27 protein-coding genes are annotated in these 26,362 nt (G+C 71.0%); 15 read left to right on the top strand and 12 right to left on the bottom strand.

Annotated features, from left to right (window positions below; translation table 11 throughout):
- The first annotated feature begins 6 nt into the window (after positions 1-6).
- Entirely contained in the window at positions 7-792 is a 786-nt protein-coding gene (locus tag EJV46_RS17940; RefSeq protein ID WP_131550064.1) for an FkbM family methyltransferase, read from the top strand.
- On the opposite strand, the gene EJV46_RS17935 is transcribed toward EJV46_RS17940, so the two are convergent.
- The 4 genes from EJV46_RS17935 to EJV46_RS17920 form a co-directional block, all read right to left on the bottom strand.
- Complete coding sequence (locus EJV46_RS17935; RefSeq protein WP_131550063.1) at positions 789-1,136, bottom strand: hypothetical protein; 348 nt, start codon at positions 1,134-1,136, stop codon at positions 789-791. The two genes, EJV46_RS17940 and EJV46_RS17935, sit on opposite strands and share 4 nt — an antisense overlap.
- A gap of 3 nt (positions 1,137-1,139) precedes the next feature.
- Entirely contained in the window at positions 1,140-1,433 is a 294-nt protein-coding gene (locus tag EJV46_RS17930; protein ID WP_131550062.1) for a hypothetical protein, read from the bottom strand.
- Positions 1,434-1,516: 83 nt separating this feature from the next.
- Positions 1,517-2,512: a dipeptidase gene (locus EJV46_RS17925; RefSeq protein WP_131550061.1), complete on the bottom strand. Its 996-nt coding sequence runs from the start codon at positions 2,510-2,512 to the stop codon at positions 1,517-1,519.
- Positions 2,512-3,531: a histone deacetylase family protein gene (locus tag EJV46_RS17920; RefSeq protein WP_131550060.1), complete on the bottom strand. Its 1,020-nt coding sequence runs from the start codon at positions 3,529-3,531 to the stop codon at positions 2,512-2,514. Before EJV46_RS17920 ends, EJV46_RS17925 begins: the two co-directional genes overlap by 1 nt.
- Positions 3,532-3,596: 65 nt before the next feature.
- Between EJV46_RS17920 and EJV46_RS17915 the strand changes: the two genes are divergently transcribed.
- From EJV46_RS17915 to EJV46_RS17895, 5 genes are read left to right on the top strand one after another with little or no spacing between them, the layout of a single operon-like run.
- Positions 3,597-4,886, top strand: a complete 1,290-nt coding sequence (locus EJV46_RS17915) for an ArgE/DapE family deacylase (protein WP_131550059.1) — start codon at positions 3,597-3,599, stop codon at positions 4,884-4,886.
- Positions 4,883-6,142 (top strand): Zn-dependent hydrolase, encoded by a 1,260-nt coding sequence (locus EJV46_RS17910; protein WP_131550058.1) that lies wholly within the window; start codon positions 4,883-4,885, stop codon positions 6,140-6,142. The genes EJV46_RS17915 and EJV46_RS17910 overlap by 4 nt, the downstream gene beginning before the upstream one ends.
- On the top strand, positions 6,139-7,383 hold the full coding sequence (locus tag EJV46_RS17905) for a M20 family metallo-hydrolase (protein ID WP_240782625.1): 1,245 nt from the start codon (positions 6,139-6,141) through the stop codon (positions 7,381-7,383). The genes EJV46_RS17910 and EJV46_RS17905 overlap by 4 nt, the downstream gene beginning before the upstream one ends.
- Before the next feature lie 3 nt (positions 7,384-7,386).
- Positions 7,387-8,925, top strand: a complete 1,539-nt coding sequence (locus EJV46_RS17900) for a M81 family metallopeptidase (protein ID WP_131550056.1) — start codon at positions 7,387-7,389, stop codon at positions 8,923-8,925.
- 22 nt (positions 8,926-8,947) lie between these two features.
- Positions 8,948-10,144: a M20 aminoacylase family protein gene (locus tag EJV46_RS17895; RefSeq protein WP_131550055.1), complete on the top strand. Its 1,197-nt coding sequence runs from the start codon at positions 8,948-8,950 to the stop codon at positions 10,142-10,144.
- Between the two features lie 37 nt (positions 10,145-10,181).
- On the opposite strand, the gene EJV46_RS17890 is transcribed toward EJV46_RS17895, so the two are convergent.
- From EJV46_RS17890 to flgF, 5 genes are all read right to left on the bottom strand, one after another.
- Positions 10,182-11,810 (bottom strand): GMC family oxidoreductase, encoded by a 1,629-nt coding sequence (locus tag EJV46_RS17890; RefSeq protein ID WP_131550054.1) that lies wholly within the window; start codon positions 11,808-11,810, stop codon positions 10,182-10,184.
- A 106-nt stretch (positions 11,811-11,916) separates the two neighbouring features.
- Complete coding sequence (gene flgH, locus EJV46_RS17885; protein ID WP_131550053.1) at positions 11,917-12,651, bottom strand: flagellar basal body L-ring protein FlgH; 735 nt, start codon at positions 12,649-12,651, stop codon at positions 11,917-11,919.
- Positions 12,648-13,580, bottom strand: coding sequence for a flagellar basal body P-ring formation chaperone FlgA (gene flgA / locus EJV46_RS17880; protein WP_131550052.1), 933 nt, complete (start codon positions 13,578-13,580; stop codon positions 12,648-12,650). Before flgA ends, flgH begins: the two co-directional genes overlap by 4 nt.
- Positions 13,580-14,365, bottom strand: a complete 786-nt coding sequence (flgG, locus tag EJV46_RS17875) for a flagellar basal-body rod protein FlgG (RefSeq protein ID WP_131550051.1) — start codon at positions 14,363-14,365, stop codon at positions 13,580-13,582. The genes flgA and flgG overlap by 1 nt, the downstream gene beginning before the upstream one ends.
- Positions 14,366-14,436: 71 nt before the next feature.
- Complete coding sequence (gene flgF / locus EJV46_RS17870; RefSeq protein WP_131550050.1) at positions 14,437-15,180, bottom strand: flagellar basal-body rod protein FlgF; 744 nt, start codon at positions 15,178-15,180, stop codon at positions 14,437-14,439.
- 278 nt (positions 15,181-15,458) lie between these two features.
- On the opposite strand from flgF, the gene EJV46_RS17865 reads away from it, so the two are divergent.
- The 9 genes from EJV46_RS17865 to speE all read left to right on the top strand — a co-directional run bounded on the left by EJV46_RS17865 (position 15,459) and on the right by speE (position 23,664).
- Positions 15,459-15,899 carry a flagellar basal body-associated FliL family protein gene (locus tag EJV46_RS17865; RefSeq protein ID WP_240782624.1) on the top strand — a complete coding sequence of 147 codons (441 nt, stop codon included), beginning with the start codon at positions 15,459-15,461 and terminating at the stop codon, positions 15,897-15,899.
- A 10-nt stretch (positions 15,900-15,909) separates the two neighbouring features.
- A complete protein-coding gene (gene fliM / locus EJV46_RS17860) occupies positions 15,910-16,977 on the top strand; it encodes a flagellar motor switch protein FliM (RefSeq protein WP_131550048.1) in 1,068 nt (355 codons plus the stop codon).
- Positions 16,974-17,384 carry a DUF6468 domain-containing protein gene (locus tag EJV46_RS17855; protein WP_131550047.1) on the top strand — a complete coding sequence of 137 codons (411 nt, stop codon included), beginning with the start codon at positions 16,974-16,976 and terminating at the stop codon, positions 17,382-17,384. Before fliM ends, EJV46_RS17855 begins: the two co-directional genes overlap by 4 nt.
- Before the next feature lie 2 nt (positions 17,385-17,386).
- Positions 17,387-17,998, top strand: a complete 612-nt coding sequence (locus EJV46_RS17850; RefSeq protein WP_165585598.1) for a MotE family protein — start codon at positions 17,387-17,389, stop codon at positions 17,996-17,998.
- Positions 17,999-18,034: 36 nt separating this feature from the next.
- On the top strand, positions 18,035-18,421 hold the full coding sequence (locus EJV46_RS17845) for a chemotaxis response regulator CheY (RefSeq protein WP_131550045.1): 387 nt from the start codon (positions 18,035-18,037) through the stop codon (positions 18,419-18,421).
- On the top strand, positions 18,414-19,019 hold the full coding sequence (locus tag EJV46_RS17840; RefSeq protein WP_131550044.1) for a protein phosphatase CheZ: 606 nt from the start codon (positions 18,414-18,416) through the stop codon (positions 19,017-19,019). Before EJV46_RS17845 ends, EJV46_RS17840 begins: the two co-directional genes overlap by 8 nt.
- A complete protein-coding gene (locus tag EJV46_RS17835) occupies positions 19,019-22,063 on the top strand; it encodes a hypothetical protein (protein WP_131550043.1) in 3,045 nt (1,014 codons plus the stop codon). Before EJV46_RS17840 ends, EJV46_RS17835 begins: the two co-directional genes overlap by 1 nt.
- Before the next feature lie 179 nt (positions 22,064-22,242).
- Positions 22,243-22,710, top strand: a complete 468-nt coding sequence (gene speD, locus EJV46_RS17830) for an adenosylmethionine decarboxylase (RefSeq protein ID WP_131550042.1) — start codon at positions 22,243-22,245, stop codon at positions 22,708-22,710.
- A 90-nt stretch (positions 22,711-22,800) separates the two neighbouring features.
- The gene (gene speE / locus EJV46_RS17825; RefSeq protein WP_131550041.1) at positions 22,801-23,664 is read left to right on the top strand and encodes a polyamine aminopropyltransferase; all 864 of its coding nucleotides are present in this window, start codon (positions 22,801-22,803) and stop codon (positions 23,662-23,664) included.
- Positions 23,665-24,129: 465 nt separating this feature from the next.
- Here speE and EJV46_RS17820 read toward each other — a convergent pair whose 3' ends face one another.
- Genes EJV46_RS17820 through EJV46_RS23330 form a run of 3 tightly spaced genes read right to left on the bottom strand, consistent with a single transcriptional unit; the run spans position 24,130 to position 26,307 of the window.
- Entirely contained in the window at positions 24,130-24,915 is a 786-nt protein-coding gene (locus tag EJV46_RS17820; RefSeq protein WP_131550040.1) for an SDR family NAD(P)-dependent oxidoreductase, read from the bottom strand.
- Between the two features lie 29 nt (positions 24,916-24,944).
- Positions 24,945-25,448: an SAF domain-containing protein gene (locus tag EJV46_RS23335; protein WP_240782623.1), complete on the bottom strand. Its 504-nt coding sequence runs from the start codon at positions 25,446-25,448 to the stop codon at positions 24,945-24,947.
- A 10-nt stretch (positions 25,449-25,458) separates the two neighbouring features.
- Entirely contained in the window at positions 25,459-26,307 is an 849-nt protein-coding gene (locus tag EJV46_RS23330; protein ID WP_240782622.1) for a hypothetical protein, read from the bottom strand.
- Between the last annotated feature and the right edge of the window lie 55 nt (positions 26,308-26,362).

Below are 26,362 nucleotides of genomic sequence, written 5' to 3'. Positions count from 1 at the left end.
GATCCCATGAGCCGCAGCCTCGCGCGTTTCCTCACGGGCCTCGTGCTCAAGGCGACCGCGCCCATGAAGCCCCGCCGCGCGGCTTCCACGCGCGCGCTCGTCGCCGAGGCGCTGCTGCAGCGCGTGACCGTGGAGACGCCGGCCGGGCCGATCCTGGTGGAATGCCCCTCGGCGCGCGCGCTGCACGACCCGCAGGGCTTCGGGCAGGACGAGCCGGAGACGGTGGCCTGGATCGCGGGCCTGCCGCCGGACACGGTGCTGTGGGACATCGGCGCGAATATCGGCTTGTACAGCCTTTTCGCGGCGAAGCGGGGCCTGCGCGTGCTGGCCTTCGAGCCCTCCGCCTCCAGCTTCGCCGCCCTGGTGCGCAACATCGAGATCAACGGCTTCGACGACCGAATCGCCGCCTATTGCCTGGCCTTCGCGCAGGATACGCGACTCGTCTCGCTGAACATGGCGAGCACGGCGGCGGGCCACTCCATGCACAGCATCGAGGCGCGCGAGGGCGGCTTCCGGCAGGCTGTGCCCGGCTTCGCGATCGACGATTTTCTCCGGCACATGGACGCGCCGGCGCCCTATGCGATCAAGCTCGACGTGGATGGGATCGAGCCCATGATCCTGCGCGGCGCGCGAGCTACGCTCGGCGATCACGTGCGCGAGGTGCTGGTCGAGATCGACGGCGCGAATGCGGCGGCGGGAGGCAACGGGATCCCGGAGATTCTCGCCTCCTGCGGGTTTCTCGAGGCGCCGATCGAGGGCGCCGCGCGCAACCGGAGATTCGTGAGGGGCTAACGGCCCGGCGTGCCGAGGGTGAAGAGGATCATCAGCCCCAGCATCAGCAGCACGCCCACCACGACCGGTACGGCCAGGGCCAGAAGCAGGAGCGTCGCCAGCCCCGTCCGCCCGCGCCGATGCAGCATCGCCGCGCCGCCGAGCACCGCCAAGGCCAACGCCATCACCGTGACCATGGGCGAGATCATGAGCCAGATCTCGCCCGAGGCGCGCGGGATCACCGTCCGCGTGCCGTCCGCCAGGTTGGTCGAGACCAGCCGGGACGTCGAGAGCGCGAGGCATTGCCAGATCGCGAAAGCCAGGATGAGCAGGTCGATGCCGAAGAGGAGACGGAACTTCGTCATGGCCTAGTGATGGCCCCCGCCGATGCTGAAGAGGAAGATGATGAGGCCGAGCCCCAGCAGCGCCAGCATGGCCGGGACCGCGGGAATCAGCAGGACCAGGCTGGCGAGGCAGAATCGTCCCTGGCCATTCAGCGTCGCGGCCCCCCAAAGGGAGCCCACGCAGACCGCGAGGACCAGGAGCTCGGCCGCCATCAGAGAGGGATAGCTGTAGCGCTCCGCGAGAAGGGAAAGAACCTGCTGCAGCACGAAGAGCGCGATGAGCGCGTCGAAGGCGAAGAGAATGCGGAAGCGGGTCATGTTCGGCCCCCTTTCTGGAGCGCCGAACATGGCCCGGACCGCGTGGCAGGCGGATCGCGCGCTCTGTCGCGTGGGTCGCGGCCTCAGCCGGCCCCTCGCAGCACGTGGCGCCAGACGCGGAGAAAATTCCCCGACCACAACAGCCCGATCTCGCGCGCGCCATAGCCGCGGCGCTCCAGCTCGGCCGTGATGTTCCGCGTCTCGGAGGCGTTCGCCCAGCCGACCACGCTGCCGCCGCCGTCGAAGTCGGACGAGATGCCGACATGGTCGAGGCCGATGCGGCGGATCGCGTGCTCCACATGGTCCACGAGGTCCGCGACGCTCGCCTGCGTCACGCCGTTCGCGCCCGGCGCCTTGAGGAAGGAGGCGACGGCGGTGACCTGCGCGACACCGCCCACCTGGCGGATCATGTCGAGCTGCTCGTCGTCCAGGTTGCGCGGATGCGGGCAGAGCGCGGCGCAGGCCGTATGCGTCACGGCGATGGGCACGCGCGAGAGCTCGGCCGCCTGCATCATGCCGGCCTTGGAGACATGCGAGGCATCGAGCATCAGCCCCGCGCGGTTCATCTCGCGGATCGCACTGCGGCCCAGGGCGGAGAGGCCGCCATGCTCGCTCTCGCTGTCGCCAAGATTCTTGCGCGGCCGCGCGCTGTCCGACAGGGCGTTGTGCCCGTCATGGGTGAACGTGAGGTAAATGGCGCCGAGCCGCCGCCATTGGGTGATCCGGCCCAGGTCCAGCCCCATGGCATAGCCGTTCTCCACGGCGGAGAGCACGGCGGGGGTGCCGGCCGCGAAGGCGGCCTCCACCTCGTCCGGCGTGGCGCAGAAGCGGCTGGCGACGCCGTCGGCGCGGGCTCGGATGTGGTGCAGCATGGCCTCGGCCCGCGCCGCGGCCGCCGCATGGCCCGCATGGTCGCGCGCGCCCTGGCCGACATAGGCGATGAAGACCGCGGCGCTCATGCCGCCGGCGATCATTTTCGGCAGGTCCACGCATTGCGGGGTGTCGGAGAGCCAGTCGGGCGTCTCGGGCCAGCGGATGTCGATATGGGTGTCGAGGACGAGGGGGGCCAGTTGGTTCATCACGCTTCTCCGAAGCCGGTGAGGAAGCGCTGCAGCAGGGTGCCGAGCAGATCCACGTTGTAGCCGCCCTCCTGGCAGAGCACGGTCGGCAGCCTCAGCGCGCCGATGGCCGCGCCGGCGCGGGCGAAGCCCTCCTGCGTGACCTTCAGCGCGGCCAGTGGCTCGAACTCGCTGGCATCGAAGCCCAGAGGCACGACGAGCGCATCGGGGCGGAAGCGGCGGATCGCGGCGATGGCGGTGTCGAGCGCGGCCAGCCAGCCCTCGTCGCCGGTGCCGAAGGGCTGCGGAAGGTTGAGGTTGGCCGTTCCCGTCTCCTCGGCGAAGCCGACGTACCACGGATAGTAGCGCGTCGGGTCGCCGTGAATCGAAACGGTGAGCACGTCCTCGCGCTCCCAGAAGATGCCCTGCGTGCCGTTGCCGTGGTGGCTGTCGATGTCGAGCACGGCCACGCGCGCGGCGCCCGAATCCCGCAGGCGCTGGGCGGCGAGCGCGCTGTTGTTGATGTAGCAATGGCCGCCGGCGCGGCTCGCATAGGCATGGTGGCCGGGCGGGCGGCAAAGAGCATAGGCGACGCCCCCTTTCGCGACGGCATCCGCCGCCGCCAGCGCGCAGCCGGCGGCGCCGATCGAGGCCTCCCAGGTGCCGGGGCCGATGGGGCAGGCGGTGTCGGCCATGTGCATGCCGGCCCGTGAGATGACATGGCCGGGCGCGCGCGCCATCTGCGCCAGCATCTCCGGCGTCGGGTGGATATTGGCCACGATCTCCGCGCCGGCCCCGGGCAGTTCGGCCCATTGCGCGGCGGCCTGCTCGAGGAAGTCCAGATAATCCGGCGTGTTGAGCGTCAGCAGCTCCTCGCGCGTGGCGGGCTTCGTCGCCTCAGGCACGATGCCCAGCCCATCCAGCCCGGCCCGCAGCGAGGCGGCGCGCGCCGGAATCTCGAAGTTCGGGCGCAGGGTGCCGCGCGTCAGGAAGAACCGAGGGGAATGCCGCGCTTCGTCAGGATGGTGGAAGGCTTTCATTCCGCGAGTGAAGCGCGCCTTGGTGGCCTGGACAACCGCGCCGGGCGACGGCCATGCTGCCCTGCATGAACTCCCTCGATGCCGGCGCCCGGCGCGCCATCCTGGATGCCGCCGATTCCCTGCGCGACGAGACGCTGGACTGGCTGTTCCGGCTGGTGCGCTGTCCCTCGACGCTGGGCAACGAGGCCCCGGCGCTGAACGAGATGGAGCGGCTGTACCGTCGCCTCGGCCTTTCGCCCTTCCGCGTGCCGACGGTGCCGGAGCAGCTGAAGGACCATCCCGGCTTCTCGCCGCCGCTGATCTCCTACGAGGGACGGGACAATGTCGCCGCGATCCATCGGCCGAAGGCGGCGAAGGGCCGCAGCCTGGTCCTGCAAGGCCATGTCGACGTGGTGCCCGAGGGCGCGGCCGACATGTGGGAGACCCCGCCCTATGTCCCGTCCATCCGCGACGGCCGGGTCTATGGACGCGGCGCCGGCGACATGAAGGCCGGCGTGGTCTCCTATTGCATGGCCTTCGAGGCGCTCCGGCGAGCCGGCCTCCAGCCCGCGGCCGAGGTCCAGCTCCAGGCGGTGATCGAGGAGGAGTGCACCGGCAACGGCGCGCTGGCGACCATGCTGGCGATGCCGAGGGCCGACGCCGCCATCATCCCCGAGCCCGGGCCGGGCGTGGACGCCTACTACTCCGCCGAGGTGGGCGTGGTCTGGGCCTGGGTCACGGTCAGCGGGCGCCCCGCGCATGTGCGGGACATGCAGTCGGGCATCAATGCGATCGAGGCGGCGAACGTGATCGCCGCCGCCTTCAAGGACTACGAGGCCGAGCGGAACCGGGCCGAGAACATCCACGCTGCCTTCCATGGCGTGAACCACCCGGTCAACGTCAATTTCGGCACGATCCAGGGCGGCGAGTGGAACAGCTCGGTCGCGACGCGCTGCCGCATCGGCATGCGCGTCGGCGTCATGCTCGGCTATCCCGCCCGCCGGGTGCGCGAGGATATCGAGCGGCTGGTGGCCCGGGCCGCGACGGACGAGCGCCTGCGCGGCACGCAGGTGAAGCTGGAATTCAAGGGCTTCATGGCCGAGGCCTGCGAGCTCTCGGTGGAGACCGATATCGGCCGGCTCTGCCGCCGCAGCTATGCCGAGGCCACGGGCCGGGAGCTGCGCGGCATGCCCATCCTGGGCCTCACCGACGCGCGCCATTTCGTGCTCCACGGCGAGATCCCCTGCATGGTCTTCGGGCCGGATGCGCAGGAGATCCATGGCATCGACGAGAGCGTCGGCATCGAGAGCCTGCATGGCATCACGCGCAGCATCGCACTGACCATGGCGGAGTGGTGCGGGGTGGAGAGCGCATGAGCCAGACCAATCTTCCTCTGTCCGGCGCCCGGCTCTGGGACAGCCTGATGGAGATGGCGAAGATCGGCGGCACGCCCAAGGGCGGCTGCAACCGCCAGACGCTGACCGACGTCGACGCGGAGGGGCGCGCGCTGTTCCGGAAGTGGGGCGAGGCCGTCGGCCTGACGCTGAGCGTCGATCGCCTCGGCAACATGATCTTCCGCCGCGAGGGGAAGAACCCGTCGCTGCCGCCCGTCGCCCTTGGCAGCCATCTCGACACCCAGCCCACGGGCGGCAAGTACGACGGGGTGCTCGGCGTGCTCGCGGGCCTGGAGATCATGCGCGCCCTGCACGAGGCCGGCGCGGAGACCGAGGCGGCGCTCCTCCTCATCAACTGGACCAATGAGGAGGGCTCGCGCTTCTCGCCCCCCATGATGGGCAGCGGCGCGGCGATGGGCGTCTTCACCGAGGCGGAGGTGCTGGCGAAAACCGCCTTCGACGGCGCCGTCTTCGGCGAGGAGCTGCGGCGCATCGGCTGGCAGGGCGCGGCCGACCCGGACGATCTGCAGAAGGTCGGACATTACCTGGAGCTGCATATTGAGCAGGGCAAGCTGCTGGAGGATGGCGGCTTCGACGTCGGCGTGGTGACCCACGCGCTCGGCCAGACCTGGTTCGAGGTGGTGGTGGAGGGCGAGGAGGCGCATGGCGGCTCGCCCATGGCCGGGCGTCGCGACGCGCTCATGGCCGCGGCGCCGCTCATGGCCGCCGTCGAGGAGATCGCGCTCGGCACCGTCTCGCCCACCGGCGAGCCGGGCCGCGGCACGGTCGGCGTCGTGGACATCTATCCAGCCAGCCGCAATATTGCGCCCAGCCGCGTCTTCTTCACCATCGACATGCGCCACGGCGATCCCGAATGCCTGGCGGCGATGGAAGCCAGGCTGAAGGCGCGCGCCGCGGAGCTTGCGCTGGTGCGCGGCGTGACGATCACCGTGACGAATTTCTGGCACTCGCCCAACACGCCCTTCGACCCCGTGCTGATCCAGCGCGCCCGGGACGGCGCCACGGCGCGCGGGCTGAAATGGCGCGACATCCCGACCGGCATCGGCCATGACGCCGTCTACATGGCGCGCAAGGTGCCTACCGTGATGGTCTTCTGCCCCTGCCATGGCGGGCTCAGCCACAACGAGGCCGAGAGCATCACCCCCGAATGGGCCACGGCCGGCCTGCAGGTGCTGGCCGATGCGGCGCTGGCCACGGCGGGGCTCGTGAAGCCTTGAACCTGCCGCTCTCGCCCGACCGGCTCTGGGACCGCCTCATGGAGATGGCACGGATCGGCCCGATCCCCGGGGGCGGCAACAACCGCCCCGCGCTCTCGAAGCTGGACGGCGAGGCGCGCGCGCTGCTGCAACGCTGGGGCGAGGAGATCGGCCTGTCGGTCACGGTCGACCGGCTCGGCAACATGGCGCTGCGGCGCGAGGGCCGGGATCCCGCGCGCAAGCCGGTGCTGGTCGGCAGCCATCTCGACACGCAACCCTCGGGCGGGAAGTTCGACGGGCCCTATGGCGTGCTCGCGGGCCTCGAGATCCTGCATGCGCTGCACGAAAGCGGCACCGTCACCGAGGCGCCGATCGTTCTGGTGAACTGGACCAGCGAGGAGGGCTGCCGCTTCAGCCCTTCCATGATCGGCGCGGCCGGCGCCATGGGCATTCTCTCCGAGGAAACGGTGCTGAACGCGCCCGCGATCGACGATGGCGAGCGCTATGGCGACGCGCTGCAGGCCACGGGCTGGGCCGGCGCCGCCGATCCCGCGGCCCTGCAGAACGCCGCCGCCTATTTCGAGGCGCATATCGAGCAGGGGCCCGTTCTGGAGGCGGAAGGCCATGACCTCGGCATCGTCACCGGCGGCTTCGCCACCGAGCGCGCCCTCGTCACCGTCACCGGCGAGACCAGCCATGCCGGCACCACCCCTATGGAGATGCGCCGCGACGGCGTGCTCGCGGCCTGCGAGATGATCGCGGCCGGCGAGGCGATCCTGTATCGCCTCGCGCCCGAGGGGCGCATGACGGTCTGCCGCTTCATGGCCGATCCCGGCGCGGATGGCGTGGTGCCCGGCGGCGCCCGCTTCGCCTTCGAATATCGCCATCCCTCCAACGAGACGCTCCGCCGGCTTCTCGACGAGGCCGACGCCGCCATGGCCGCGATCGCCGCGCGCCGGAAGGTGAGCGTCGTGCGCGAGCCCTACTGGTCCTTCCCGCGCGTCGCCTTCGACGAGACCCTGGCCGCCCGTCTGCGGGAGGCCGCCGAGCGACACGGCGCCCGCCACCGTGACATCCTTTCCGGCGCCGGGCACGACGCCTATCACGCCGCCGCGCGCATGCCGGCGGTGATGCTCTTTATCCCCTGCCATGGCGGCGTCAGCCATCATCCCAGCGAATCCATCTCCCGCGAATGGGCGGAGAAGGGCTTGCGGGTGCTCGCCGACGCCGTCATCGCCACCGCGAATTCCAAGGACCAGTAAGAGATGCGCATCGCCGTCGGCGGCTTCCTGCACGAGAGCCATTCCTTCGCCCCCGTCGCCACGAACTGGTTGAACTTCCTCCAGCCGGGCGGCCTGCCGCCGCTGCAGCGCCCGGCGACGATGCTCGACGGGCTGCGCGGAACTTCGGCCTGCGCCGCCGCCGCCATCACCGAGGCGACCGGCCGGGGAGCGGAGATCGTCCCGCTCGGCTGGACCTTCGCCCAGCCCGCCGGCCCCGTGACGCGCGAGGCCTTCGAACGCATCAGCGCTATGATCGTCGACGCGCTCTCCCAGGCGCTGATGGAGGGGCCGCTCGACGGCATCTTCCTCGACCTCCACGGCGCCATGGTCAGCGAGGACCATCCGGATGCCGAGGGCGAGGTCATGCGCCGCGTGCGCGCCGTCGCCGGCCACGACGTCCCGCTCGCCATCACGCTCGACCCGCACGCCAATATGACGCGACAGATGGCCGAACTCGCCGACGTCATCGTGCCATACCGCACCTATCCGCATATCGACATGCTCGCGGTCGGCCGGCGCTCCATGAGCCTATTGCTGCAACGCATCGCGCGCGGCAGGCCCTGGGCCATGGCCTTCCGTGAGCTCGACTTCCTCATCCCCATCACCAGCCAATGCACCATGGTCGAGCCCATGGCCGGCGTCATGGCCAGGCGCCTGGAGCTGGAGCAGGACATCGTCGAGCTCGCCTATTGCTTCGGCTTTCCCTATGCGGACTTCCCGGGCTGCGGCCAGGCGATCGCCGCCTATGCCGAGACGAAGGAGGGCGCCACGGCGGCCGCCGACGCGCTGGCGAAGCACATCGCGGGCCGGGAGAGCGCCTTCATCGGCGGCGTGCAGGAGGCGCCCGACGCCGTGGCCGAGGCCATCCGCGTGGCCTCCCGGGCCGGCAAGCCGGTGGTGATCGCCGACACGCAGGACAATCCCGGCGGCGGCGGCCATGGCGACACCACCGGCCTGCTGGCCGAGCTGATCCGCCAGGACGCGCAGGGCGCCGTCATCGCCCCGATGAACGACGCCGAGGCGGCCCTGGCCTGCCACGCGGCGGGGGAGGGAGCCACGGTCAGCCTTGCCCTGGGCGGCAAGAGCGACGGCGCGCCCCTGCAGGTCACCGGCGTGGTCGAGCGGCTGGGCGACGGGAAGTTCACGCTGACCGGCCCGATGGGGAAGGGGAACCCCGCCGATCTCGGCCCCTCCGCTCTGCTGCGCATCGGCGGCGTTCGCGTGGTCATCGTCAGCCGGAAGATGCAGGCGCATGACCAGTCGATGTTCCGGCACATCGGCGTCGAGCCCTCCGAGCAGAAGATCGTCGCGGTGAAGTCCAGCGTGCATTTCCGCGCGCATTTCCAGCCGATCGCGGAGACGGTGGTCGTCGCCGCGGCGCCCGGCCCCGTGGTGGCCGATCCCGCGACGCTCCCCTTCACCGCCCTGCGCGAGGAGATGCGTCTCCGGCCCGGCGACAACCGCCGCTTCGGCTGGCGCCAGTATCGACGCCCGACCGCTCCCGAGGGCGGCGCGGAATAGCCATCAGCCACGGAGCACTCCCATGCCGATCCTCGAAGCCCTCGCAGCGCTGAAGCCCGAGATGCGGGAGTGGCGCCGCGACATCCACGCCCATCCGGAGATCGGCTACGAGGAGGTCCGCACCTCCGGCCTGGTGGCCGAGAAGCTCGAATCCTGGGGGATCGAGGTGCATCGCGGGCTCGGGAAGACAGGGGTCGTCGGCGTGCTGCGCGGCAGGCACCCGGGCAATCGCAGCATCGGCCTGCGGGCCGACATGGACGCGCTGCCCATGCCGGAGCTGAACGACTTCGCCCATCGCAGCACCAATCCCCATGCCATGCATGCCTGCGGCCATGACGGGCACACGGCCATGCTGCTCGGCACCGCGAAGCACCTGGCCGCGACGCGCGACTTCGCGGGGACCGTCCACTTCATCTTCCAGCCCGCGGAGGAGGGTCTGACCGGGGCGCTCGCCATGATCGAGGACGGGCTGTTCCAGCGTTTTCCCTGCGACGCGGTCTACGGCCTCCACAACCAGCCGACCCTGCCGCTCGGCATCGTCGCGATCCGCCCGGGCACGGTGCTCGCGGCCGTGGATTATTTCTCGATCAAGCTGAAGGGCCGCAGCAGCCACGCGGCCGCCCCCCATCTCGGCCTCGATCCGCTTCCGGGCGCGACGCAGCTCTACAGCGCGCTGCAATCGCTGGTGAGCCGGCGGATGAATCCGCACAGCACGGCGGTGCTCAGCATCGGCCAGTTCCACGCCGGCACCTCCGACATCGTGCTGCCCGAGGTGGTCGAGATGCGCGGCACCATCCGCACGCTGACACCCGAGAACCGGAAGCAGATGGACGAGCTCTTCCACACCATGGTCCAGGGCACCGGCGCCGCGCATGGGCTGGAGCTGCAGCTCGACTACCGCCGCTCCTACCCGCCCACGATCAACACGCCGGAGCAGTCCGCGCTGGCGCGCGAGGCGGCTACGGCCGTGGTCGGCGAGGAGGGCATCAAGGACGACCTGCCCTCGCTCACCGCCGGGGAGGATTTTTCCTACATGCTCCAGGCCTCGCCAGGCGGCGCCTTCCTCCTGCTGGGCCAGGCCGGCGCCGATGGCAGCCATGCCGTGCCGGTCCATAATGGCCGCTACGACTTCAACGACGATCTCCTGCCGATCGGCGCGAGCTGCTTCGTCGGCATCGTGGAGAAGGAGTTGTCGCGGGGCCAGAGCGCGATCGGCTGAGGCGGCTTCGCCGAAGCCGCGAATCGCTCTCCCGATCTCAGGCCGCCGCCGTCTCCAGCTCCCGCCCGCGGATGAAGTCGCTGGCCTTCTCCGCGATCATCAGCGTCGTCGCATAGGTGTTGGCGCTGGTCATCGACGGCATGATCGAGGCGTCCACCACGCGCAGCCCGTCCAGCCCGCGCACGCGCAGCCGGTCGTCCACCACGGCCATGGGGTCGGTCTCCGGCCCCATCCGCGCCGTGCCGATGAGGTGGTAGGTCGTGCTGCCGTTCCGGAAAGCGAAGTCCAGCAGCTCGTCGTCGGTCTGCACCTCCGGGCCGGGCAGGGTCTCGGCGTCCACGAAGGGCGCCAGCTCGGGCGTGGAGAGCATCCGCCGCAGCAGCCGCATGCCGCCGATATGCACCCGCCGGTCCATCTCGTCGGCAAGGTAGTTGGGCTGGATCTCCGGATCTTCGAAGACGTCCATGCTGCGCGCGCGCACCCAGCCCTTGCTCTCCGGCCGGTGCTGCCAGGCGCCGGCGGTCATGCCGGGATAGTCGTCCAGCACATAGACCATGCCCTCCTTGTAGGAACCGGGGGTGAAGACGCATTGCAGGTCCGGCTCGTCGAGCCCCTCGAAGCTCTTCCAGAAGACGTGGACATGCGAGGGCGCGGTGGCGAGGATGCTGTCGCGCTTCATGCCCCAGCGCAGGATCTGATTGCCGAGCTTCAGCCCGCGCGAGAGCTCGTTCAGCGTCTCGACGCCGGGCCTGGCGCGCATCACGAAGCGGCTGGCGTAATGGTCGCGGAAGTTCTCGCCGACGCCGGCCAGCTCGTGCTTCACCTCGACGCCGAGCTTCTGGAGCAGCCAGGCCGGGCCGATGCCCGAGACCTGCATCAGCCGCGCCGTGTTGGCGGTGCCGCCGGACAGGATGACCTCGCGCCGCGCCCGCACCTCGACGGCCGCGCCGCCGCGTTCGGAGATATAGCGCACGCCGACGGCCTTCCTGCCCTCCAGCACGATCGCATTGGCCCGCGCATTGGTGCGCAGCGAAAGGTTCGGCCGGTTCAGCGCCCCATGCAGGAAGGCCCGGTACGAGCTGACCCGCTTCCCGTTCAGGATCGCGCGCTGGAAATAGCCCACGCCCGCCTGGTCGCCGCTGTTGTAGTCCGGGTTGCGCGGGATGCCCATACCGACGCAGCCCGCGATGAAGGCCTCGGAAAGCGGATGGATCCAGTCCATGTCCGTGACCGGGATACCCTGGCTCCGCCCGCGCCGGCTGTCGTCGCCGAAGCCGATGCGCCGCTCGGTGCGCCGGTAATAGGGCAGGCTGTCGGCATAGCCCCAGCCGCGGTTGCCCATCTGTGCCCATTGGTCGAGATCCGCCGGCTGGCCGCGGTTGTAGATCATCCCATTGACGGAGGAGCTGCCGCCCAGCGTGCGTCCCTGGACGGTGGCGATTCGCCGCCCGCCGGTGCGCTCGGTGGGTTCCGTGCTGAACTGCCAGGTGACGCCGGGGTCCTTCAGTGTCTTGATGAAGCCGGCCGGGATATGGATGAAGGGGTTGCGGTCCTTCGGCCCCGCCTCGAGCACGCAGACGGAGACCGCCGGATCCTCGCTGAGCCGGGCCGCGAGAAGCGAGCCCGCTGCGCCGCAGCCCACGATGACGTAGTCGAACTCGTCCATTTTGGCCCCGTCTCCCCGACATTCGGCCCAGGGTAGCGCGTCGCGGGACTTCACGGAACCGACGACGCAAGGTCGGGACGGATGACGGCCCACCACCATCCGGCGGCTAGAACGGCGACAGGATGTCGAGGAGCTGCTGCCCCAGCCTCGGCTGCTGGATGTCCGACAGCGACCCTCTCCCGCCATAGGCGATCCGGGCCTCCGCGAGCCGGTCGTGCCGGACGGTGTTGTCGCTCCCGATATCCTGCGTCCGCACGATCCCCTGCAGCGAGAGCTCGCGCAGCTCGTTGTTCACGCGCACCTCCTGCCGCCCGGCCACCACCATGTTGCCATTGGGCAGCGACTGCGTGACCGTCGCCGCAAGGCGCAGGGTGATCTGCTCGTTGCGGCGGACCGCTCCGTTGCCGTCGGTCGTGCCCGTGCTGTTGGTGTTGACGAGGTTCGCCGGATCGGCGCCGCGCGGCAGCAGCCGGCGCGTCTGGGTCTCGAGCCCCAGCAGGTTCGGCACGCCCATGGTCTCGGTCCCGTTGCGGCTGCGCTGGGTGCGGTTCTGCAACTGCGCCGCGTCCTGGATATCCACCAGGATGGTGATGAGGTCGCCCACCTGCGCGGCCCGCTGATCGCGGAGGAAGGTGCTGCTGCCCGGCCGCCAGAGCGAGTTCGCCATGGGCGGCGCCTCGCGCGGCTGCGGCATGGGCATGGTGACGGGCCGCCAGCGCGGATCCTCCGTCGGGTTCGTCACCGGCGACATGTCCGGCGCGCGGCCGATGCGGGAGAGCCGCTCCGCCTGGCCGCATCCGGCCATGGCCAGCAGGGCGAGGAGGGCCAGGCGGGCGCTCATCGGGCGGCCATCGGAATGGTGCCCATGGCCACCCGCACGCGCCCCGGCGCCACCGCCACGCCCTCCACGATACTGCGGCTGGCGAGGTTCATCACCGGCACCGTGCCGCCCCGCGCCGCCGCTTCCAGCGCGCGGCCCTGCGCGGTGAGCGCGATGCCCGGCGATTCCAGCAGCAACGTCACCAGCGCGTTCTTCTGCACGATGGAGGGCGGCCCGAGGTCCACCACCGCGAAGCCCTGCTCCGCGGCCATGGGCCGCCGCAGCTCCTGCCCGACCACCTGTTCCAGCTGCTGCGCGTGGCCGGGCCGCACGCGCTCGCCGCGCATCCGCACGAGCCGCGCGTCGTTGCGGCCGACGATCTCGCCCAGCGCCATGCGTCGCGTCGCGACGACCACGGGCACCGTCGCGACCGCCCGCCCCGCAACGCGCAGCCGCTGGGTGCCCGTGCCTTCGGCCAGCACCACCAGCGTCGCCTGGAAGCGTCCGCCAGCAACCTCCACCGACGCGCCCTCGACCGCAAGCTGGAACCAGGATCCGGCCGGGATCAACGGTGGGATCAGCCCTGGCAGCTCGATCTCCATCTCCGCATCGATGCCCTGAGGCGCCAGCGCCTCGCGGAGAACGGCCTCGATGTCGGCGCGCGGCAGCTGCCGCCCCGGGCGCTCGACCACGATCCGGTCCGAGGCGGTCAGCGGCCGCCACGCCACGCCGTAGCGGCGGGCGATGTTCACGAGGTTTTGGGTCTCCAGCACCATGCGGCGGCCGGGCTGCGGCGCGGCCGCGATCACCGTGTCGGGCGCGGGATCGAAGAGGTCGGAGAGGCGCAGCGTGTCGCCTTCCAGCAGGGCATGCGGGCGGAGCAGGGCGGGCTCTGCCGCCAGGGCCGGCGCGGCGAGCGCCGGCAGCATGAAGAGCGAGCGCCGCAACATCAGCGCAGCCTCGTCAGCGTCTCGAGCATCGAATCCGAGGCGGTGATGACGCGGCTGTTCATCTCGTAGGCGCGCTGTGCGGTGATGAGCGAGGTGATCTCCTGCACCGTGTTCACGTTGCTGGTCTCGATGAAGCCTTGCGAGACGGCGCCATGCCCCGGCTGGCCCGGGGCCGCGGCCTGCGGCTGGCCGGAGCCCGGCGTGGCCAGGAACAGGTTGTCGCCCACCGCCTCCAGCCCGCCCTCGTTGGCGAAGATCGCGGTCTGGATCTGCCCCACATTCTGCGGCGCGAGCTGCCCGTCGAGCGCGGCCAGCACCTCGCCGCTCGCATTGATGGTGACGTCGCGCGCCGCGGCCGGGATAGTGATGCCCGGCTGCACCACATAGCCCTCGGCCGTGACGATCACGCCCTCCGGGCTCAGCGCGAAGGTGCCGTCGCGCGTATAGGCGATCTCACCGGATGGCAGCTGGATCTGGAAGTAGCCGTTGCCGCGGATGGCGAGATCGAAGCGGTTCTCGGTCTGCTGCAGGCTACCCTGCTCGGAGACGCGGTAGATGGCCGCCGTCCGCACGCCGAGGCCGATCTGCGCGCCGGAGGGGAGCACGGTGCCGGTGTCGCTGCTCTGCGAGCCGACGCGGCGCAGGTTCTGATAGATCAGGTCCTGGAACTCGGCGCGGCGGCGCTTGTAGCCCGTCGTGCTCATATTCGCGAGGTTGTTCGAGATGACCTCCACGTTGGTCTGCTGCGCGAGCATGCCCGTGGCGGCGATGTGCAGGGATCGCATGGTTCAAGACTCCCGACGGCGGAGCCGCCACAGAACGGAAGGGTCGGCGGCGATGTGCAGGGACCGCATATTCAGTTCCTCCGCCGCAGCAGGCGGTCGATGGCGCTTTGCTGGCGTTCGCCCTCGCGATCGAGGAACTGGCTCGCCATCTGGAACTCGCGCAGCTCGGCCATCATGCGCGTCATCTCCAGCACGGACTGGACGTTGCTGCCCTCGACCGCGCCCTGCACGACGGACGGGCGCGCGATCTCCTCGGCCTGCTCGCCGGCGGCGTCGAAGTTGCGGTCGCCCTCGGCTCGCAGCGCCTGCTGGTTCTCGAAGCGCACGAGGCGCAGGCGGCCGATGACGCCGTTCTCGCTGCGGATCGTGCCGTCGCCTTGGATCTCGATGCGCGTGTCGTTGGGCGCGATGGCGACAGGCTGGGAATTGGCGTTCAGCACGGCATGGCCGGCATGGTCCACGAGGCGGCCGTCCTGGCCGAGGGCGAAGCGTCCCGCGCGCGTGTAGCGCTCGCCGCGCGGCGTCTCCAGAACGAAGTAGCCCTCGCCGGAGATCGCCACGTCGAAGGGATTTCCGGTCGTGGTGATCGGCCCCGCGGCGACGTCGCGCCAACTCGCGCGGTCCCAGGCATAGCCGACCTCGCTGGCGTTCCGCGGCCCGGCGACGCGCCCCTGCCGCGTGACCACCTCGGCGAAGACCGGCCGGCTGGCGCGATAGCCCGGCGTCTCGGCATTGGCGAGGTTGCTCGCGGCGAGGTCGCTCGCGCGCATCTGCGCCGAGAGGCGAGACAGGATGATGTAGCTCGGGCTGTCCATGGCGGCGCTCCGTCGAAGGCTCGGAACGGCGATCGCAAGGCGCGTGCCAGCCCAGGCGGCCCCAGGCGGCGATGTCCGGCAGGGATTGCCCGGCGTGGACCGGCAAGGATTGCCGGATGCCGGCAGGTTCGAGGCGAGGTTCCGGCGCGAAACGCTTCGTTAACCCCTTCGCGCCAGGATGCCCCACCGGAAACCAGAAGGGTGTGGGCGCCATGGCGGCGACGAAGAGCGAGGAGGGCAAGGAAGGTCCGCCTCCGCGTAGCGCGAGAAAGAAGAAGGTGATCTTGCTCGCGCTGCCGCTGGTCCTGGCCGGGGTCGGCGCGGGCCTCTGGTTCAGCGGAATCCTGCCGGGGATGCTCGGCCGCCACGCGACGGAGCATCCCGCGGGGGAGCACGCCGAGCCCGCGGCGCCGCGCGTGCCGGTCTTCGTGGCCATGCCCGACATCACGGCGAATCTCAACGCTCCGGGCCGCCGGGCCTTCATCCGCCTGAAGAGCCAGATGGAGGTCGCCGGCGCGCAGGACGCGGCGACGCTCCAGGCTGCCATGCCGCGGCTCGTGGATCTCTTCACGACCTATCTGCGCGAGATCCGCCCGGAGGAGCTGCGCGGCAGCGCCGGCACGCACCGCCTGCGCGAGGAGCTGATCGCACGCGCCAATATCGCGGCCTCGCCCGCGCGCGTCACCGACGTGCTCTTCACCGAGATCCTGGTTCAATGAGCGGCGCGCCATGACCGGCGAGGACGACGACGATCTGGCTGCCGCCTGGGGCGCCGCGCTGGACCAGGGGTCGGCGGCGCCCGAGCCGGAGGTCTCGGCCGACGCCGCCCGCGTGCTGAACCAGGCGGAGATCGACAGCCTCCTGGGCTTCGAGGATGACGGGGAGGGGGGCAATGCCTCCAAGACCGGCATCGAGCGGATGATCCATTCGGGCCTCGTCTCCTACGAACGCCTGCCGATGCTGGAGATCATCTTCGACCGGCTGGTTCGCATCCTCTCGACCTCGCTGCGCAATTTCACCTCCGACAATGTCGAGGTCTCGATCGACAGCATCGCCAGCCAGCGCTTCGGCGACTACCTGAACAGCGTGCCGCTGCCCGCGATGCTCGCCGTCTTCAAGGTGGAGGAATGGGACAATTTCGGGTTGATCGTGGTGGATTCCTCGATGATCTACTCGGTGGTCGACGTGCTGCTCGGCGGCCGGCGCGGCACGGCGGCGATGCGGATCGAGGGGCGTCCCTACACGACCATCGAGCGCACGCTGGTCGAGCGCCTGATCAGCGTGGTGCTGAAGGATCTGGGCGACGCCTTCGCTCCCATCACGGATGTCGAGTTCCTCTTCGAGCGGCTGGAGGTGAACCCGCGCTTCGCGGCCATCTCACGCCTCTCCAATGCCTGCGTTCTGACCCGCCTCCGCGTCGATATGGAGGACCGCGGCGGCCGGCTCGAGCTGCTGTTGCCCTATGCCACGCTGGAGCCTGTTCGCGAGCTGCTGCTGCAGCAGTTCATGGGCGAGAAGTTCGGCCGCGACAGCATCTGGGAAACCCATCTCGCCGAGCAGCTGCGCCACACCGAGGTCTCGCTGGACGTGGTGCTGGACCAGCAGGTGATGCCGCTCTCCAGCGTCATCGCGCTGCAGCCCGGCGATCGGATCATGCTGAACGCGGCGCCGGGCTCGCCCGTCCGGCTGCAATGCGGCCCCGTGCAGCTCTTCCAGGGCGAATTCGGGCGCCTGGAGAACCGGCAGGCCGTGCGCATCTCCGACACCCTGCGGGCGGTGAACGAGGCCGCAGCATGAGCATGCTCGAATGGGCCGTGCAGATCGCGGTCGTCGGCCTTCTCGGCGCGACGCTGCCCATGGCCTGGCGGCTCGACCGCATGCTGCGGGCGCTCCGCGCGGACCGCGCCGCATTGGAGCAGGGCGCCGCCGGCCTGGGCGAGGCCTCGCGCCACGCCGAAGCCGCGTTGATGCGCCTGCGCGCCACGGCGGAGCTTGCGGGCCGGCAGGTGGCCGAGCGCGTCGCCGGCGCCGAGGCGATCCGCGAGGATCTCCGCTATCTGGTCGAACGGTCCGAGGTTCTTGCCGATCGGCTGGAAAGCGCAGTCCAGGCCGCACGTCCCATCGCCAGCGCAACCTCTCCCGCGCCGCAGCCTGTCCGCAGCGAGGCCGAGCGCGAGCTGATCCGCGCGCTGGGTCTCCAATGATCGTGCGCCCCCGCCTTCTGCCGATGGCGCTGCTGGCCATGCTGACCTTGCTCGGGGTAAAGCTGCAGGCGCTTCGCCACGGCTCGGCGCCGTCCGTGGCCCTGGTGAGCCCGGCCGTGGCGAGCGCGCCGGCGCCCGCGCCGCCGCCCGCGGGCCCGCCGCCGCCACGGCAGGTCGCCGAAGCTTCCGCGCCGCCCACGCCCGAAGCCCTGGCCGAACGCGCCGTGCTCGAGGCCCTGCGGGCCCGCAGGGCCGAGATCGAGGGGCGGGAGGCCGCACTCTCGCAGCGCGAGATGCTGGCCGCCGCCGTGGAACGCCGCCTGACTGGGCGGCTCGAGGAGCTGGCGGCCCTGCAGCAGCGGCTGGAGGCGGAAGCCCGCTCGCGCGACGAGCGCACCGAGCAGGGCTGGCGCCAGATGGTCCGACTCTACGAGGGCATGCGGCCGCGTGACGCCGCCGGCATCTTCGACGATCTCGACATGCCGGTGCTGATCCAGGTCGTCGACCGCATGCGCGAGAACAAGGCCGCCCCGGTGCTCGCCGCGATGCGTCCCGAGCGGGCGCGGCTCGTGACGACCGAGCTCGCCCGCCATCGCGCGCGCCCGAACGACTGACCTTCCCGAACCCGTTGCGAAAAGGACCGCACGACTATGGCCATGGACAAGAGCATGAATGTCCTCATCGTGGACGACTACAAGACCATGCTGCGGATCATCCGCAACCTGCTCAAGCAGCTCGAATTCGACAATGTCGAGGAAGCGACCGACGGGGCCGAGGCGCTGGCGAAGCTGCGCGCGGGCAATTTCGGCCTCGTCATCAGCGACTGGAACATGGAGCCGATGACGGGCCTCGACCTGCTGAAGGAGGTGCGCGCCGATGCCCGGCTCAAGCACCTGCCCTTCATCATGATCACCGCCGAGAGCAAGACCGAGAACGTCGTGGCCGCGAAGCAGGCCGGTGTCTCCAACTACATCGTGAAGCCGTTCAACGCCGAGACCCTGCGCGAGAAGATCGAGAAGGTGCTGGTCCATGCATGACGTGAACCCGTCCCAGGGCCATCCCGACGCGATCGAGCAGGCCGTGCGCCAGGTGCTCGGCAGCCTCGCCGGCGATATGACTATGACCGAGGCCACGCTGCTCTCGGAACTTGAGGCGCTGGGCCGCGAGGTGCAGCGGGCCAAGACCGAGATCGCCGCGCTGCGCGTGGACGACATCAACGCGAGCCACATCCCCCGCGCGACCGACGAGCTGGATGCCGTGGTCGAGCACACGGCCAATGCGACGAACGAGATCCTCGATGTCTGCGAGGGGCTGGAGGCCATGCAGTCGCGCGTCCCGGCGTCGGAGAGTGAGAAGCTCGGGGCGGCGGTGACCCGCATCTACGAGGCCTGCAGCTTCCAGGACATCACCGGGCAGCGCATCAGCAAGGTCGTCTCGGCGCTCAAGGCGATCGAGGGCCGTGTTGCCGCGGTGACGGCGCGCTTCTCCTCGGGCGCCGACGCGCCGCCACGGCCGGAGGAAGCCGTGCCGGTCACCCCCGTGACGGAAGGGCGCGCGCTGGCGAACGGCCCGCAGCTGCCGGCCTCCGCAAGCAGCCAGCAGGAGATCGACAAGCTGCTGGCGAGCTTCGACTGATGCGGCGCGCGACGGTTGGCCTGGCATTCGCCCTGCTCGCGGCCTCGGCCGCGGCGCAGGACCGGATCGGCGTCAGGACGGGCGATCACCCAGGCTTCGGGCGCATCGTCTTCGACTGGACGGCCGCGCCACGCTATCGGATGGAGCAGGAGGGCGACCGCGTCCTGCTCCGATTCCCCGACAATGATGCGATCGACCTGACGGGCGCGCGCCGGCTTCCGCGCAATCTCCTGGCCGTGAACCGGACCGCAGGCGCCATCGAGCTGACGCTGCGCCCCGGGGCCCGCATCCGCCACTTCCGGAACGGTCCCAAAGTCGCCTTCGACATCATGGACCCCTCTGGAGATGTGGCGGCACGGCCGCCGGCGGCTGCAACCGCGCCCCGGCGGGGCGGCGCCCAGGCCGAGGCGCGGCCCGCCCGCGAAGCAGCGCCCGCGCCCGCGAGCGGCCGCGAAGACACCGCGCGCGGGCCTCTCGCCGGAGCACCGCCATCTCCGCCGCCCATTCCCCTGCCGCCGTCCACGCGCCTGGCATTCGGACCCGCGCCGATGCCCGAAGCTCCGCCAAATCCGGCATCTCCTCCAGTCGGGGCCGCGCCCGCTCCGGCGGTCGAGACGCCGCGCAACCTCGCCGCCACGGCCGCGCCGCCGCGCGAGGCTGCGCGCGCCACTCCGGGCGCGGTGGGTCCGCGCTCGCTCCTGGACGTGGCGCCGACCGCCTCCGCGCCGCCGCCGTTGAGCGTCCTCCCGCCCTTGGCCGGCCTGGCCGGTCCCCAGCCCATCCGGGCCCGTCTCGTCGAGGAGGCGGGGCAGGGCGCCGCCCTTCGACTCCCGGCCGGCGCCGGCGTCGCCGCGGCGGCCCTACGCCGCGGCGAGCAGGCCCTGGTGCTTCTCGAGACCGAACGCCCCATCGAGTTCGGGGCGTTGCTCCGCGCCCCGGCCTTCGCCGGCATCCAGGCCCAGCGGCTGGCGGGCGCGACGCTGATCTCCTGGACCCTGGCGCCGGACCGGCAACTCGTCCTGCGGCAGGAAGGGCCGGACTGGTTCGTGGTGCCGGTGCCGCGCGAGCAGCCGACGATCGCCGCTCCCTTGCGCGCCGAGATCGATGGCGGCCAGGCCGTGCTGCATACGGAGCGGCCCTCCCGCGTGGTGACGGTGAACGACCCGCTGACCGGCCTGCCGCTTCTCATCGGCACCGTGTCGGCGGCGGCACCGCGCCAGATGGCGACGCGGAACCTCGCTGAATTCGACCTGCTCGAGACCTTCCTCGGCGTCGCCGTGCTGGCCCGGGCCGATCGGGTCGCGCTGCGCGCCGGCAGCGGGCGCTTCCTGCTCTCCATCGAGGGCGGCGCGGTGGCCGTGGCGAACGGGACGCTCGAGGGCGGGCTGGCGGAGACGGGCATGACCCGCAGCTTCGACATCCCGTCGCAGCCCGTTCCGGCGCTGCAGGAGCGGCTCCGGTCGCAGCAGGCGAGCGTCGGTGCGGCCGCTCCGCTGCTGCGAGCCGAGCCGCGGATCGCGGCGGCGCAGACGCTCCTGGCCCTCGGCCTGCCGCAGGAGGCGCAGGCGATGCTGCGCCTGGCGGTGCAGGAGAGTCCGTCTGCCGCCCGGGATGGCCGGCAGCTTTTCCTCTCCGGCATGGCGGCTCTCCTCTCGGGCCGCTCCGCAGAAGCCCGGGGGCTGGATGCGGAGCTGCCGGCTTCGGACGAGATCATCCTCTGGCGAGCCCTGCGCGTCGCCATCCAGGGCGAGGCCGGCGCCGCGGCGCCTGGTCTGGCCGCGACGGTTCCCCTGCTGCTGTCCTATCCCGAGGGCCTGCGGCGGCGCCTCCTGCCGATCGCGGCCGAAGCCTTGGCCGAGGGAGGCCAGCCGGCCGCGTCCCGACGGCTCCTGGAGGCTGCGGGCGAGGACCCGCCGTTGCTTCTGGCCCAGGGGCTGCTGGAGGAAGCCCAGGGCAATACCGATGCCGCGCTGGGAGCCTATGAGGCCGCCGCCGCCAGCCGGGACAGGTTGATGCGGGCCCGCGCCGTGCGCCGCGGGATCGAGCTCCGTCTCGCCACGGGCCGCCTGGACGCGGCCGGCGCCGCCAGGCAGCTGGAGCTAACCCTCTTCGCCTGGCGCGGCGACGCGCAGGAGATCAGCACCCGCGAGCGCCTGGCTGCGCTGCGTCGCCAGGCGGGTGACCCACGCGCCGCACTCGCTCTCCTGCGGGAGACGGAGGCGCTCTTTCCCGATCGCGCGCCGGCCCTGCGCGACCTGACCCAGCAGGCCTTCCTGCAGGCCTTGGAGACCGAGCCGCCGCTCGGCGCCGTGGGCCTGTACGATGCCCATCCCGAGCTGCTGCCAAGCGGCGAGGCCGGGGAGGCGACGCTCGCCCTGCTGGCCGACCGCCTGACCGCGCTCGATCTTCCGGATCGCGCCGCCGGCCTGCTGCGCCGCGCGATGGAGCGCCTTCCGGCCGGCGAGGGCCGCGCCGCCCTCGGAGCGCGGCTTGCAGCCCAGCGTCTCGGCGAACGGGATGCCGCGGGCGCGTTGGAAGCCCTGGCGATCAGCTCCGCGCCGCGGCTGGCCCCGGAACTGATCGAGCGAAGGAGCCTTCTCGCGGCCCAGGCAGAGGCCCGCCGCGGCCATCGCGAACTGGCGGCCGAAGCCCTGAAGGCCCTCGGCCCGGCTGGAGACGAGGCGCTTTCCGACATCCTCGCCGAGGCGCGCGACTTCGCCGGCGCCGCCGCGGCCCTGTCCCGTCACCTGGCCGGCCTCGCCCCCGCAGGGCCGGCGTCGCTGCCCGAGCCCCTTCAGCGGCTGGCGCTGCGCAACGCGGTGTTTCTGGCGATGGCGGGCGACGAGCCCGGCCTCGCCGCCCATCGGGCGCGTTATGCGGCGCGGATGGCCCGGCCCGAGCTGGCTGCCGCCTTCGAGGTGCTGACGGCCGATCCAGTGCGGGGCCTCGCGGACCTGCCGCGTCTGGCCCGGGAACTGAATCTCTTCCGGCGATTGCCGCAAAGTCTGGAGCCATTGCGGACAGCCCTGCGGACGACAGGATGAGTCTTGCGTGGGGTGGGGGGGAGGTCCGCGATTTTTTCGGGCCGAAAAGGCGCATTTTCATTTGACCCCCCGACCCCCATGCCCCATATGCCCGCTCCGCTGACCTGATCGAACCGACGGCCGCCGTGGCCGCACAGCCGATACACCTGGTCATCTGCTGGTGGGAAAGGGAACCCGAAATGGACTCTCTCGTCCGACTGGGGATGGACTCGGATCTTCTTCCGAGCGACGCCCAGACGACTCATGCTTCGGCTGCCAATGGTTTGGTGGAACAGAAGGATTACTTCGTCGAGCGCAACGGCGTCCGCTACGCCGGCACGCATCTGATCATCGACCTCTGGGGCGCCACCAACCTGGACGACCCCGGCCATATCGATGCGGTGCTGCGCGAGGCCGCCCTGGCGTCGGGTGCGACGATCCTGCACGGGCACTTCCACCACTTCTCGCCGAATGGCGGCGTGTCGGGCGTGCTGGTGCTGGCGGAGAGCCATGTGTCGATCCACACCTGGCCGGAGCGGGACTATGCGGCGCTGGACATCTTCGTCTGCGGCGATTGCGATCCCTACAAGGCGATCCCGGCGCTGAAGCGCGGCTTCCTGCCCGAGCGCGTGCAGCTCGCCGAGCACAAGCGCGGCCTGATCGGCTGACGTAAATCCGAGTTGGATACGAAGCGGGGCCGGGCGGCAACGTCCGGCCCCTTCTTCTTTCTGATCCCCGCCTGTCGATGAGGTGAGACCATGACCGATTCCTGGGTGAACGAGACCCTCTACCCCGAATGGGGCCAGCGCTTCGCGGTCAAGCGTGAGCTGGCCCGCGTGAAGAGCGACTTCCAGGACATCATGATCTTCGAGAGCTTCACGCATGGCCGCGTGATGCTGCTGGACGGCGTGGTCCAGATCACCGAGCGCGACGAGTTCGTCTACCAGGAGATGCTGACCCATGTGCCGCTGCTGGCGCATGGCGCGGCCAAGCGCGTGCTCATCATCGGCGCCGGCGACGGCGGCGTGCTGCGCCGCGTGCTCGAGCACCGCAATGTCGAGAAGGCCGTCATGGTCGAGATCGACGGCGAGGTGATCCGGCTGGCCAAGGAGTTCCTTCCGGGCATCGCCGGCGACGCCTGGAACGACAAGCGCGCCGAGGTGATCGTCGGGGACGGCATCGACTACGTCCGCAAGGCGGAGGCCGGTTCCTTCGACGTCGTCATCGTGGACAGCACGGACCCAATCGGCGTGGGCGAGGTGCTCTTCACCGACGAGTTCTACCAGAACGCCGCGCGGCTGCTGAGCGCTAACGGGCTGATCGTGAACCAGTGCGGCGTGCCCTTCATGCAGGCCGACGAGCTGCGCGAGACCTCCGAGCGCCGTGGAAAATTCTTCCCGGACATCTGGGCCTATGTGGCGGCCGTCCCCACCTATGTCGGCGGCTACATGACGCTCGGTTGGGCGGCAAAGGCCAAGGGCCTGCGGGACGTGCCGGCGGCCGAGATCCGGAAGCGGGCGGAGGCCTCGGGCATCCTCGGCAAGACCCGGTACTGGACGCCGGAGATTCATGCGGGCGCCTTCCAGCTCCCGCCGTACATCGCCGAAAATCTCCCGGCATAGTGCTGAGGGCGTGACGCGATCACGCCCCGAGTTCCGGCCGCCGTCGCGCCTGGTGCGCGTGTTCGCGGTGAGGTTCCAGTCCGATGCGCGATCTTGTCGCGCATCGGTCCCGCCACCGGATGGCGCGGCCTGCGGGCCGCCTCGTTCGGGTGCTCCCCTCGATGGAGGGGCGTTGCGGAAAGATCTCGCCAGGGCGTGATGCCCGCTCACGTCACGGCCGGCGGCGGCCGGTAACGTCGATCAACCCGACCCGTTTCCGGCTGCCACCAGGCCCCGCGCGTGTTTGCGGCGTCTTCCCTGTCCGGTCCGCGCCAGTCGCGGGCCGGTCCCGCCACCACCGGTCGCGGCCCGCGGGCTGCCGCCGCTGGGCGCACCCCTCGATGGAGGGGCGTCGCGGACAGAAGTTGCCTGGGGGGACATCTCGTCCACCCCGCTCACGTCGGGGCCGGTGGCGGCCGGTATCGTCTATTCCTCGTCGAGCACCGGCGGGCCGGCCAGCACGCCGCCGTCGATCACCATGCTCTGCCCCGTCATGAAGCCGGAGGCCGCGCTCGCCAGGAACACCGCCGCGCCCGCGATCTCGTCCGGCTCGCCGATGCGCAGCAGCGGCGTGTCGCGCGTGCGCTTCTTCAGGTTCGCCGGATCTTCCCAGAGCGCGCGCGCGAAGTCGGTCTTCACCAGGCCGGGCGCGATCGCGTTCACGCGCACGCCCTTGGGCCCCCATTCGACGGCCAGCGCACGCGCCAGCTGCATGTCCGCGGCTTTGGAGACGCCGTAGATGCCGAGCCGTGCCGAGCCCCGGAACCCGCCGATCGAGCTTACGATGATGACCGAGCCCTGGCCGCGCTCGGCCATGGCCGGGATGGCCATCTGGCAGAGCCACAGATTCGACCGCACGTTGGAGTTCATGATCCGGTCGTAGGACTCGTCCGGGATGTCCTGGGTCGGGCCGAAATAGGGGTTCACGGCCGCGTTGCAGACCAGGATGTCCACCTGCCCATAGGCCGCGACCGTCTGGTCCACCAGCGCCTGGAGCTCCGGCTTGCGGCCGATGTTGCAGGCGATCGCCATGGCGGTACCGCCCGCGGCCTTGATGGCGTCCACCACCTCCTGGCAGGCGTCGAGCTTGCGCGACGACACCACGACCTTCGCCCCGTGCTGCGCCAGCCGCTCGCAGATCGCGCGGCCGATGCCGCGGCTGCCGCCGGTGACGATGGCGACCTTGCCGGTCAGGTCGAACAGGTTCTGCAAGGCTTCCTCCAGATGCGGTTTCCCCGAGCCTAACCGCCTTGCTCCGCGGTCAAAAGGGGCAGCGTCAGGCCCTCCATCTCCCGTCGCAGCTTCACCGCCTCAAGCGCGCCGTCGAGCGCCACGTCCGACTGCCGCAGCGAAGCGCCCCTGGGGATGTCGCGCAGCAGCTTCACCCCATGCGCCAGGCCGATGGGTAGCGCGTTCGCGGCAAGGCTGCGCGCGGCGGGGATGCACTTGCCCCAGACCATGGCGCCGCCCTCGCCGTCGAGGATCTCGCCGGCGCGCAGATCGCGCTTGGCGGTGGCGGCGACGTCGCCGCGCCAGGCCTCGCCGCAGCCGGTGGGCTCGCGCCGCAGCGCCGCCGAGGCGACGGAGACGCCGAGTTCCAGGCCGATCAGGTGGTAGGGCCGCCAGAGCGCGGCGTAGCGGCCGGTCGAATCCGTGTGCACGCCGTATTCGGAAAAGCAGCGGCGGATGTAGTCGGTCTCCCCCTCGAAGACGGCATAGACGCCCCAGCGGAGGTCGCCGGCCACGGGCCGCGCGTCACGCTCCAGGCGAGGAGATGACCTCGACCACGCCCTTGCGCGCCAGATGCCCGCCCTCCACGCGCGGCCGGAAGACGTGCGGCAGGTCCTGCACGCCGCAGGGCGGGAAGGCGAGCCCGTCCTCCGGCGGCAGCAGGCCGGTGGCATTGGCGATGGCCGCCATCTCGATGCTGCTCTTGGTGCCGTCGAGGAAGGAGTTGAACATCTGCGGGTTCATCCCGCCCGCCTGCGCCTGCCCGGGCGTGAGGCCGTAATGGCCCCAGACCGTCTCCGGCGTGGATTCGTGGAAGGCGGGCAGGTACTTCGTGCCCTTGCCCGCGGCGACGACCGGCAGGCCCATGGCGCGGATCGTGTCCACCATCTCGCAGACCAGGGCCGGCTGGTCGCCATAGGCCATCGAATAGACCACGCCGGCGGCGGCCGCGCGTGCCGCCAGCAGCGGCCCGGCCAGGACATCGGCCTCCACGTTCACCATGACGATGTGCTGCCGCGCGGCGATGGCGGCGAGCGCGTGGCGGATGCCGGCGGCGGGGTGGCCCGTGCTCTCGACCACGACCTCGATGCGCGGGTCGTTCACCGCGGCAGCATCCTCGGTGATGCAGGTCGCGCGGGAAGCGAGGGCGGCCCCGAGGGAAGCGGCCGCCGATTGCTCAGGGGACCAGCCGATGCGCGTCAGGTTCTCGCGGGCGCGCGGCGGGGCGAGGTCGGCGATGACGGCGACATGGATGCCGGGCGAGCGTGCCGCCATGGCCAGGAACATGGAACCGAACTTCCCGGCGCCGATGACGCCGACCGTGATGGGCTTTCCGGCCGCGGCGCGCGCGGCAAGGAGGCGGGCGAGGTTCATGGCGTCTCCTGTTCGGGCTTCAGCCCATTGAAGCCGGCTCGTGACGGGCGGCCCA

It is taken from the genome of Roseococcus sp. SYP-B2431 (genome assembly GCF_004336745.1).
Taxonomy (GTDB): domain Bacteria; phylum Pseudomonadota; class Alphaproteobacteria; order Acetobacterales; family Acetobacteraceae; genus Roseococcus.
The sequence above is the reverse complement of the archived record's forward strand: the minus strand, read 5'-3'. Positions and strand labels throughout refer to the sequence as shown.

Excerpts from the sequence above, each read along its gene's own strand:
- EJV46_RS17940 (WP_131550064.1), top strand. The coding sequence starts at position 7 with ATGAGCCGCAGCCTCGCGCGTTTCCTCACGGGCCTCGTGCTCAAGGCG.
- EJV46_RS17935 (WP_131550063.1), bottom strand. The coding sequence starts at position 1,136 with ATGACGAAGTTCCGTCTCCTCTTCGGCATCGACCTGCTCATCCTGGCT.
- EJV46_RS17930 (WP_131550062.1), bottom strand. The coding sequence starts at position 1,433 with ATGACCCGCTTCCGCATTCTCTTCGCCTTCGACGCGCTCATCGCGCTC.
- EJV46_RS17925 (WP_131550061.1), bottom strand. The coding sequence starts at position 2,512 with ATGAACCAACTGGCCCCCCTCGTCCTCGACACCCATATCGACATCCGC.
- EJV46_RS17920 (WP_131550060.1), bottom strand. The coding sequence starts at position 3,531 with ATGAAAGCCTTCCACCATCCTGACGAAGCGCGGCATTCCCCTCGGTTC.
- EJV46_RS17915 (WP_131550059.1), top strand. The coding sequence starts at position 3,597 with ATGAACTCCCTCGATGCCGGCGCCCGGCGCGCCATCCTGGATGCCGCC.
- EJV46_RS17910 (WP_131550058.1), top strand. The coding sequence starts at position 4,883 with ATGAGCCAGACCAATCTTCCTCTGTCCGGCGCCCGGCTCTGGGACAGC.
- EJV46_RS17900 (WP_131550056.1), top strand. The coding sequence starts at position 7,387 with ATGCGCATCGCCGTCGGCGGCTTCCTGCACGAGAGCCATTCCTTCGCC.
- EJV46_RS17895 (WP_131550055.1), top strand. The coding sequence starts at position 8,948 with ATGCCGATCCTCGAAGCCCTCGCAGCGCTGAAGCCCGAGATGCGGGAG.
- EJV46_RS17890 (WP_131550054.1), bottom strand. The coding sequence starts at position 11,810 with ATGGACGAGTTCGACTACGTCATCGTGGGCTGCGGCGCAGCGGGCTCG.
- flgH (WP_131550053.1), bottom strand. The coding sequence starts at position 12,651 with ATGAGCGCCCGCCTGGCCCTCCTCGCCCTGCTGGCCATGGCCGGATGC.
- flgA (WP_131550052.1), bottom strand. The coding sequence starts at position 13,580 with ATGTTGCGGCGCTCGCTCTTCATGCTGCCGGCGCTCGCCGCGCCGGCC.
- flgG (WP_131550051.1), bottom strand. The coding sequence starts at position 14,365 with ATGCGATCCCTGCACATCGCCGCCACGGGCATGCTCGCGCAGCAGACC.
- flgF (WP_131550050.1), bottom strand. The coding sequence starts at position 15,180 with ATGGACAGCCCGAGCTACATCATCCTGTCTCGCCTCTCGGCGCAGATG.
- fliM (WP_131550048.1), top strand. The coding sequence starts at position 15,910 with ATGACCGGCGAGGACGACGACGATCTGGCTGCCGCCTGGGGCGCCGCG.
- EJV46_RS17855 (WP_131550047.1), top strand. The coding sequence starts at position 16,974 with ATGAGCATGCTCGAATGGGCCGTGCAGATCGCGGTCGTCGGCCTTCTC.
- EJV46_RS17845 (WP_131550045.1), top strand. The coding sequence starts at position 18,035 with ATGGCCATGGACAAGAGCATGAATGTCCTCATCGTGGACGACTACAAG.
- EJV46_RS17840 (WP_131550044.1), top strand. The coding sequence starts at position 18,414 with ATGCATGACGTGAACCCGTCCCAGGGCCATCCCGACGCGATCGAGCAG.
- EJV46_RS17835 (WP_131550043.1), top strand. The coding sequence starts at position 19,019 with ATGCGGCGCGCGACGGTTGGCCTGGCATTCGCCCTGCTCGCGGCCTCG.
- speD (WP_131550042.1), top strand. The coding sequence starts at position 22,243 with ATGGACTCTCTCGTCCGACTGGGGATGGACTCGGATCTTCTTCCGAGC.
- speE (WP_131550041.1), top strand. The coding sequence starts at position 22,801 with ATGACCGATTCCTGGGTGAACGAGACCCTCTACCCCGAATGGGGCCAG.
- EJV46_RS23330 (WP_240782622.1), bottom strand. The coding sequence starts at position 26,307 with ATGAACCTCGCCCGCCTCCTTGCCGCGCGCGCCGCGGCCGGAAAGCCC.